Origin of the sequence: Streptomyces rimosus subsp. rimosus, from assembly GCF_000720725.1 — a bacterium.
Classification (GTDB): domain Bacteria; phylum Actinomycetota; class Actinomycetes; order Streptomycetales; family Streptomycetaceae; genus Streptomyces; species Streptomyces rimosus_A.
This window is the reverse complement of record NZ_JOCQ01000183.1, coordinates 1-7,849: the sequence shown is the minus strand read 5'-3', so window position 1 is coordinate 7,849 and position 7,849 is coordinate 1. Positions and strand designations below refer to the sequence as shown.

Annotated in this window: 10 protein-coding genes and 1 pseudogene; 6 read left to right on the top strand and 5 right to left on the bottom strand. The window is 71.8% G+C overall.

Annotation, left to right across the window (positions count from 1 at the left end; genetic code table 11):
• Positions 1–234, bottom strand: a pseudogene (locus IH45_RS1000000150480) (hypothetical protein); the annotation flags it as partial.
• Positions 231–899, bottom strand: coding sequence for a DUF5819 family protein (locus tag IH45_RS0141825; RefSeq protein ID WP_030682084.1), 669 nt, complete (start codon positions 897–899; stop codon positions 231–233). The gene IH45_RS0141825 and the pseudogene IH45_RS1000000150480, both read right to left, overlap by 4 nt.
• 168 nt (positions 900–1,067) lie before the next feature.
• On the opposite strand from IH45_RS0141825, the gene paaA reads away from it, so the two are divergent.
• The 6 genes from paaA (at position 1,068) to IH45_RS0141795 (ending at position 5,981) form a co-directional block, all read left to right on the top strand.
• Positions 1,068–2,027, top strand: coding sequence for a 1,2-phenylacetyl-CoA epoxidase subunit PaaA (paaA, locus tag IH45_RS0141820; protein ID WP_030682081.1), 960 nt, complete (start codon positions 1,068–1,070; stop codon positions 2,025–2,027).
• A gap of 86 nt (positions 2,028–2,113) precedes the next feature.
• The gene (gene paaB, locus IH45_RS0141815; protein WP_030682079.1) at positions 2,114–2,416 is read left to right on the top strand and encodes a 1,2-phenylacetyl-CoA epoxidase subunit PaaB; all 303 of its coding nucleotides are present in this window, start codon (positions 2,114–2,116) and stop codon (positions 2,414–2,416) included.
• A complete protein-coding gene (gene paaC, locus IH45_RS0141810; protein WP_394298749.1) occupies positions 2,413–3,204 on the top strand; it encodes a 1,2-phenylacetyl-CoA epoxidase subunit PaaC in 792 nt (263 codons plus the stop codon). Before paaB ends, paaC begins: the two co-directional genes overlap by 4 nt.
• Complete coding sequence (gene paaD, locus IH45_RS0141805; protein ID WP_030682073.1) at positions 3,198–3,692, top strand: 1,2-phenylacetyl-CoA epoxidase subunit PaaD; 495 nt, start codon at positions 3,198–3,200, stop codon at positions 3,690–3,692. The genes paaC and paaD overlap by 7 nt, the downstream gene beginning before the upstream one ends.
• Complete coding sequence (locus IH45_RS0141800) at positions 3,692–4,765, top strand: 2Fe-2S iron-sulfur cluster-binding protein (protein ID WP_030682070.1); 1,074 nt, start codon at positions 3,692–3,694, stop codon at positions 4,763–4,765. The genes paaD and IH45_RS0141800 overlap by 1 nt, the downstream gene beginning before the upstream one ends.
• A gap of 82 nt (positions 4,766–4,847) precedes the next feature.
• Entirely contained in the window at positions 4,848–5,981 is a 1,134-nt protein-coding gene (locus tag IH45_RS0141795; protein ID WP_030682067.1) for an acyl-CoA dehydrogenase family protein, read from the top strand.
• 22 nt (positions 5,982–6,003) lie between these two features.
• Here IH45_RS0141795 and IH45_RS0141790 read toward each other — a convergent pair whose 3' ends face one another.
• The 3 genes from IH45_RS0141790 to IH45_RS0141780 form a co-directional block, all read right to left on the bottom strand.
• A complete protein-coding gene (locus tag IH45_RS0141790) occupies positions 6,004–6,348 on the bottom strand; it encodes a rhodanese-like domain-containing protein (RefSeq protein ID WP_030682064.1) in 345 nt (114 codons plus the stop codon).
• Positions 6,349–6,358: 10 nt separating this feature from the next.
• Positions 6,359–7,480, bottom strand: a complete 1,122-nt coding sequence (locus IH45_RS0141785; protein ID WP_394298748.1) for a hypothetical protein — start codon at positions 7,478–7,480, stop codon at positions 6,359–6,361.
• Positions 7,481–7,511: 31 nt separating this feature from the next.
• A partial coding sequence (locus IH45_RS0141780; protein ID WP_158813470.1) for a DUF2252 family protein occupies positions 7,512–7,849 on the bottom strand: 338 nt, incomplete at its 5' end.

The following is a 7,849-nucleotide window of genomic DNA, read 5'->3' as shown; positions in this document are numbered from 1 at the left end:
GGGTGGGGTGATGGTGGGCCAGGCGGGTTTGTCGGGAGCGGGTGTGGCCTGGGGGGCGGAGTTCGCCGTGTCGGTCGTGTCGGCCGTCTCGGCCTTGGGTGCCGCGTCGGCCTTGGGCGCCGTGACCGTCGCGGCCGTCCCGTCCGCCCCGTCCGTCCCGCCCGTCGCGTGTGTCCGGGAGTCCGCGGACGCCGTCCCGTCTGCCGCCTGCGGAGGCAACCTGTGCGCTGTCACTGGATCCTCGCTCCTTCGGGCAGGTCGGCCGCGGTGACCTGCCACCAGGGGACCTGGCGGTACCGGGGCTTGTCGCTGATCTTCTCGGTGCTCCACGGCGGCGGGCTGACGGCCGTCGTCATCGAGCGGACCTGCACCTGCTCGACCGCGCCGCGCGCCGTCCACCGCGTACTCATGCGCTGCATCACGATCCGCCGGACGTACTGCTCGGCCAGCTCGCCGCGCATGCCGGTGGAGCGGTCCTGGGCGTCGTGGGTGTTGAGGTAGTACTCCCAGGCGCGGCGCAGTTCGTTCTGCTGGGTGTGGCTCGGTACGGGGTTGTGCAGCAGGGCCCGGCCGTCGATGGCGGTCAGGTCGGTCCAACCGGTGGTCAGCCGGTCGCCGTCCTTCGTACGCAGCTGGGCGCGCGCCTGTACCGCGATGTTCTGCTGGAGCGGGTTGGGCGCGAACAGCTTCCAGTTCTGCTCGTACTCCGGGAAGACGTAGTCGTTGACCGCTTCGCCGTGCTGCTTGCTCAGCGTGTTCGGCGGTGCGACGTGCAGGAACATCATCGCCAGATGAATCGCGACAGCCAGTGTGACGGCACCGGCCGCCACGGTCACCACGATGCGTGACGGCAGCGAGAGCGCGGCGGGTGGCCGCGATTCGTCCCCGTATAGCTGCATTCCTGCCCCGTTCCCAGTTACCGAGCGGCTTTCCACCGCTCCGGAACCGTACCTAGGCCACCCCACGCGGCACACCCTCCCCCGAGTTATCCACAGGCTTGACACCCCGTGCGTCCGAGCCACACCATTGAACCGAACGATCGGTCGGTCGGGAGCTAGGGGGATCACATGACGACGATCGCGCCGGACGCCGAGTCCCTTGCGGTCCTGGAAGCCGGCTTCGATGCGGCCGTGGCCGCGGACGAGCGCATCGAGCCCCGCGACTGGATGCCGGACGCCTACCGCGCCTCGCTGGTGCGCCAGATAGCGCAGCACGCCCACTCCGAGATCATCGGCATGCAGCCCGAGGCGAACTGGATCACGCGCGCGCCGTCCCTGCGCCGCAAGGCGATCCTGATGGCCAAGGTGCAGGACGAAGCGGGCCACGGCCTGTATCTCTACAGCGCCGCCGAAACCCTCGGCGTCGGCCGCGACGAACTCCTCGGCAAGCTCCACTCCGGCCGCCAGAAGTACTCCTCCATCTTCAACTACCCGACCCTGACCTGGGCGGACGTCGGAGCCATCGGCTGGCTGGTGGACGGCGCCGCGATCACCAACCAAGTCCCCCTGTGCCGCTGCTCGTACGGCCCCTACGCCCGCGCCATGGTCCGCGTCTGCAAGGAGGAGTCCTTCCACCAGCGCCAGGGCTACGAGCTCCTGCTCGCCCTGAGCCGGGGCACGGACGCCCAGCACGCCATGGCACAGGACGCGGTGGACCGGTGGTGGTGGCCGTCGCTGATGATGTTCGGCCCGCCCGACGACGAATCGGCCCACTCCGCCCGTTCGATGGCCTGGAAGATCAAGCGGCACTCCAACGACGAGCTGCGCCAGCGCTTCGTGGACATCTGCGTGCCCCAGGCCGAGTCCCTGGGCCTCACGCTCCCGGACCCGGACCTGACGTGGGACGAGCAGCGCGGCCACTGGAATTTCGGCCCCATCGACTGGGACGAGTTCCGCGAGGTCCTCAAGGGCAACGGCCCTTGCAACGAACAGCGCATCAACCAGCGCCGCCGGGCCCACGAGGACGGCGCCTGGGTGCGCGACGCCGCGGCGGCGTACGCGGCCAAGCACGGGGAGGGGAACCGATGACCACGAACGGCACGGCAGGCGGCGCACGTCCGGAGAGCCGGACGGGCCCGGGCGAGCCGGGGCCGCCCGACGCGGCTTCCGAGGCGATCGCCGGGGCCTCGGCGGGGCCCGCCGACTGGCCCCTGTGGGAGGTCTTCGTCCGCAGCCGGCGCGGCCTGTCGCACACCCACGCCGGCAGCCTGCACGCCCCGGACGCCGAGATGGCCCTGCGCAACGCCCGCGACCTGTACACCCGCCGCTCCGAAGGCATCTCGATCTGGGTGGTCCCCTCCGCCGCGATCTCCGCCTCCTCCCCGGACGAGAAGGACTCCTTCTTCGAACCGGCCGCCGACAAGCCCTACCGCCACCCGACGTTCTACGAGATCCCGGACGGGGTGCAGCACCTGTGAAGCCCGCACCGACCGCAGCCACCCCGGCCGCCACCAGCACCGCGGCCCCCGCCCCCGCGGGCTCGCCGGCCCGGGACGTCGCCGCCGCTGCCCCGGCCCTGGCCCTCGGCGACGACGCCCTCGTCCTCTCCCACCGGCTGGGGGAGTGGGCCGGGCACGCCCCCGTCCTCGAAGAAGAGGTGGCCCTCGCCAACATCGCGCTGGACCTCCTGGGCCAGGCCCGCGTCCTGCTCTCCCTCGTAGGCGACGAGGACGAACTGGCGTATCTGCGCGAGGAGCGCTCCTTCCGCAATTGCCAGCTCGTCGAGCAGCCCAACGGCGACTTCGCCCACACCATCGCCCGCCAGCTGTACTTCTCCACGTATCAGGAGCTGCTGTACGGCCAACTGGCCGTCGGCGACGGCCCTCTGGCCCCCCTCGCGGCCAAGGCTGTCAAGGAAGTCGCCTACCACCGCGACCATGCCGAGCAGTGGACCCTGCGTCTGGGCGACGGCACGCAAGAGAGTCACGAGCGCATACAACGCGGCCTGGACGCCCTGTGGCGCTTCACCGGCGAACTCTTCGAACCGGTCACGGGCCTCGACCTGGACCTCACCGCCCTGCACGACGACTGGATCACGCGCATCGCCTCCGTGCTGACCCGCGCCACCCTCACCGTCCCCCAAGGGGCGAGCCGCGGCGCCTGGACCGCCGGAGCCGGACGCCAGGGCCTGCACACCGAGTCGTTCGGCCGGATGCTCGCCGAGATGCAGCATCTGCACCGCAGCCACCCGGGGGCGACATGGTGACCACCACTCTCGAAGACCGGCTGCGCGACGTGGCAGGCTCCGTCCCCGACCCGGAGCTGCCGGTCGTGACCCTGGCCGAGCTGGGCATCCTGCGTGACGTGCGGATGACCGGCCCCGGCCAGGTGGAGGTCGAGCTGACCCCGACGTACACGGGCTGCCCCGCCATCGAGGCCATGTCCGCCGACGTGGAGCGCGTCCTTCACGAGCACGGCATTCCCCAGGTCGAGGTGCGTACGGTCCTCAGCCCCCCGTGGACGACCGACGCGATCACGGCCGAGGGCCGCCGCAAGCTGGCCGAATTCGGCATAGCCCCGCCCCGCCCCACCGGGCCGGCCGGCGGGCCGGTGCCGGTGGCCCTGGCGATCCGCTGCCCGCACTGCGGCTCGACCGACACCACCCTGCTCAGCCGCTTCTCCTCCACCGCCTGCAAGGCACTGCGCCGCTGCGAGTCCTGCCGGGAACCGTTCGACCACTTCAAGGAGTTGTGATGTTCCACCCGCTCCGGGTCGCGGAGCTCGAACGGCTCACGGACGACGCCGTCGCCGTCACCTTCCAGGTGCCGCCCGAGCTGCGCGACACCTTCCGGCACGCCCCGGGCCAGCACGTCGCGGTGCGCCGCACGGTGGACGGCCGCGAGATCCGCCGTACGTACTCGATCTGCACCCCGGCGTGCGACGACGAGCCCCTGCTGCGGGTGGGCATCCGGCTGGTCGAGGACGGCGAGTTCTCCACGTACGCGCTCAAGGAACTGGCCGTCGGCGACACGGTCGAGGTCATGGCCCCGGCCGGCCGGTTCGTCCTGGAGCCCCGCCCCGGGCGGTTCGTGGGCATCGTCGGCGGCAGCGGGATCACCCCCGTGCTGTCCATCGCCGCGACGCTGCTGGCCCAGGAGCCGGAGGCCCGCTTCTGCCTGGTCCGCAGCGACCGTACGGCGGCCTCGACGATGTTCCTGGAGGAGGTCGCCGACCTGAAGGACCGCTTCCCGGACCGCTTCCAGCTGGTCTCCGTCCTCTCCCGCGAGGACCAGCAGTCGGGCCTGCCCTCCGGCCGTCTGGACGAGCCGCGGCTGCGGGAGCTGCTGCCCGCCCTGCTGCCCGTCGGGTCCGTCGACGGCTGGTATCTCTGCGGCCCGTACGGCCTCGTCCAAGCCGCGGAACGGGCCCTGCGCGGCCTCCAGGTCCCCCGCGGCCGCATCCACGAAGAGATCTTCCACATAGCCGAGCCCGCGGACGTGGAGAGCGTTTCCGCCACCGCGGGCAGCACCGCGCCCCTCCGTACCCCCGCACACAGCACCGTGACCGCGACACTGGACGGCCGGGCGGGCAGCTGGCCGGTCCTGGACGGCGAATCGCTGCTGGAGGCGGTGCTGCGCAACCGCGCCGATGCCCCGTACGCCTGCAAGGGCGGCGTCTGCGGCACCTGCCGCGCGTTCCTGGTCTCCGGCGAGATACGCATGGACCGCAACTTCGCGCTGGAGGACGAGGAAGTCGCGTCCGGATATGTGCTGGCCTGCCAGTCCCACCCCACGACGGAGGAAGTCGAGCTGGACTTCGACCGCTGACCCCATTCACATTCGCTGCAACCTGTTCTAACTTGACGGCCCGTCAGGTAGTCGCCGTGCGGGCACACGGGAGGACAGGCCAGTGGACTTCACCTTCAGCGAGGAGCAGCAGGCGGCCGTCGAGGCGGCACAGGCCGTCTTCGCGGATGTCGTACCCGACAGCGTGCCCAGCCCCGCGCTGACCGCCGGAGCGGTGGCCGACGACTTCGACCGCCCCCTGTGGCGCAAGCTGGCCGACACCGACCTGCTGAGTCTGCTGCTCGCGCCCGAGTACGGCGGCGCGGGCCTGGACCCGATCGCGCTCTGCCTCGTACTGCGCGAGTCCGCCCGGGTACTCGCCCGCGTACCGCTACTGGAGAACAGCGCCGCGGCCCTCGCCGTACAGACCTACGCAGGCGCCGAGCTGCGTACCGACGTCCTCCCTGCTGCGGGGCGCGGCGAGTTGATCCTCACCGTCGCCGCCAACGGCCGCACCGGCCACGACCCTGCCGAACTGGCCGTGACCGCCCGCCAGGAAGGCACCGAGTGGGTGCTCGACGGTATGCACACCGCCGTCCCCTGGGCCCAGAGCGCCGACCGCATCCTCGTCCCCGCGCACACCGGCGACGGGACCGCCGTACTCGCCCTCGTTCCCCGTCTCCGGGACGGCGTCAGCCTCCACGACCAGGTCTCCACCAACGGCGAACGCCTCGCGGAGATCCAGTTCGACTCCGTACGGACGGCCTCCGACGAGGTGATCACCGACCCCGGCGCCTGGGAGTGGCTGCGCGACCTCCTCACCACCGGCACCTGCGCGCTGGCCCTCGGCCTGGGCCAAGCCGTCCTGGCCATGACCAGCGCCTACACGTCCAAGCGCGAGCAGTTCGGCTTCCCCGTCGCCACCTTCCAGGCGGTCGCCGTCCAGGCCGCCGACCGCTACATCGACCTGCGCGCCATGGAAGCCACCCTCTGGCAGGCCGCCTGGCGCATCAGCAGCGCCGCGAACGGCGCGCTACCCCTGGCCGGGGACGTGGCGGTGGCGAAAATCTGGGCGGCCGAAGGCGTACGACGCGTCGTACAGACCGCCCAACATCTGCACGGCGGGTTCGGCGCGGACACGGACTACGCGCTCCACCGCTACCACGCCTGGGCGAAGCAGCTCGAACTGTCCCTGGGCCCGGCCGCGGCCCACGAAGAAGCACTGGGCGACCTGCTGGCCGCCCACGCCCTGGGCTGAGCGACCGGACGGCCGCGGCAGGTCAGACGACCGCGCCCGGCTCGCCCTTGCCGTTCTTCACCGGGCGGCCCGCGGCCTCCCACGCCTGCATGCCGCCGTCGACGTTCACCGCGTCGATGCCCTGCTGGATCAGGTACTGGGTGACCTGCGCGGACCGGCCGCCGACCCGGCACAGCACGTAGACCCGGCCGCCGTCGGGCGCCTGCTCCGTGAACTCGCCGTACCGGCCGACGAACTCGCTCATCGGGATGTGCAGCGCGCCCTCGGCGTGCCCCGCCTCCCACTCGTCGTTCTCGCGTACGTCCAGCAGGAAGTCCTGCGAAGTGAGAGCGTCGACACCGACCGTGGGCAGAGAACCAAAGTGCATGTGCCCGACGCTACCCGACCAGCTGCGCGAGGTACGCCTCGCGCTCGGCCACATCCGCGAGCAGCTTCTCGGCGATCTCGTTGAGCAGCGCGTCCGGGTCGTCCGGCGCCATCTTGATCATCGCGCCGATGGCGCTCTGCTCCATCTCGGTGACCATCGCCGCCAGCATCTCCTTGCGCGCCGCCAGCCACTCCAGCCGCGCGTACAGCTCCTCGCTCTCGCTCGGCCGCTGCTCCTGCGGTGCGGGACCGGCCTCCCACTCGCGGGCCAGCTCACTCAGCGCGGCCTCGTCCCCGGCCGCGTACGCCGCGTTGACCCGCACGATGAAGGCGTCCCGGCGAGCGCGCTCGGCCTCGTCCCGCGCCAGGTCTGGGTGGGCCTTGCGCACCAGATCGCGGTAGATCCGGCGGGCCTCCTCGCTCGGCCGCACCTTCTGCGGCGGACTGACCGGCTGCTCGTTGAGCATCGCCTGGGCCTCCGGATACAGCCCCTCGGACCCCACCCAGCCGTGGAACAACTCCTCCACCTCGGGCATCGGCAGCACCGCCGCCCGCGCCTCGCGGGCCTTGCGCACATCCTCGGGATCCCCGGTACGGGCCGCGACCGCCTCGGCGATCTGGGCATCCAGCTCGTCCAGCCGCGCGTACATCGGGCCGAGACGCTGATGATGCAGCCGCGAGAAGTTCTCCACCTCCACCCGGAACGTCTCCACCGCGATCTCGAACTCGATCAACGCCTGCTCAGCAGCCTCCACCGCCCGCGCCAACCGCTGCGTGGCAGCTGCCTGCGCTTCGGGGGTGGGGTGGGGCGGGGTGTCGGGGTGGGGCGGGGTGTGTGCGTCGGGGGAGTCGTGGCCTTGGGGCCCTTCAGTAGCGTGCGGTCCCTCGTGCCCGGGACGGCCCTCCTGCGAGGCGTACGGCTCCTGACCGTTCCAGCTCCCTTGCGGTACGTACGAACCGTCCTGACCGTTCCGGCTCTCCTGCGAGACGTACGAACCGTCCTGATCGTGACCGCCCCGGGAAGCCTCACCCCCCTGATCGGTCACCCCCGCAGCACCCGCGTAGCCCGCGGTCCCGTGGTCAGCATGGGGGTCCTGGCCGTCCTGCGCGTTCTCCGCCTGCGAGTTCGTCACCCGGCCACCCTACGGCCCGGAACGCCCCCGCTCAGACCCCCGTCTCCGCTGCCATCCGCCCCTTCCGGATCGCCGCGACCAACTCCGCGTGATCCGCCTCCGTACGATCCGCGTAGGCCACCGCGAAATCGGCCATCGCCCGGTCCAACGCGTCGCCCTTGCCGCAGTAGCCCGCCACCACACGCGGATCGGCGCTGTGCGCATGAGCGCGGGCCAGCAAGGCGCCCGTCATGCGTGCGTAGTCGTCGATCTGGTCGCCGGGGAGGGCGGCGGGGTCCACGCTGCCCTTCCGGTTTCGAAACTGCCGCACCTGGTGGGGCCTCCCCGCCCCCGCCCCCGCCCCCTCCCGCCCCTCGCCCCGCCTCCCGG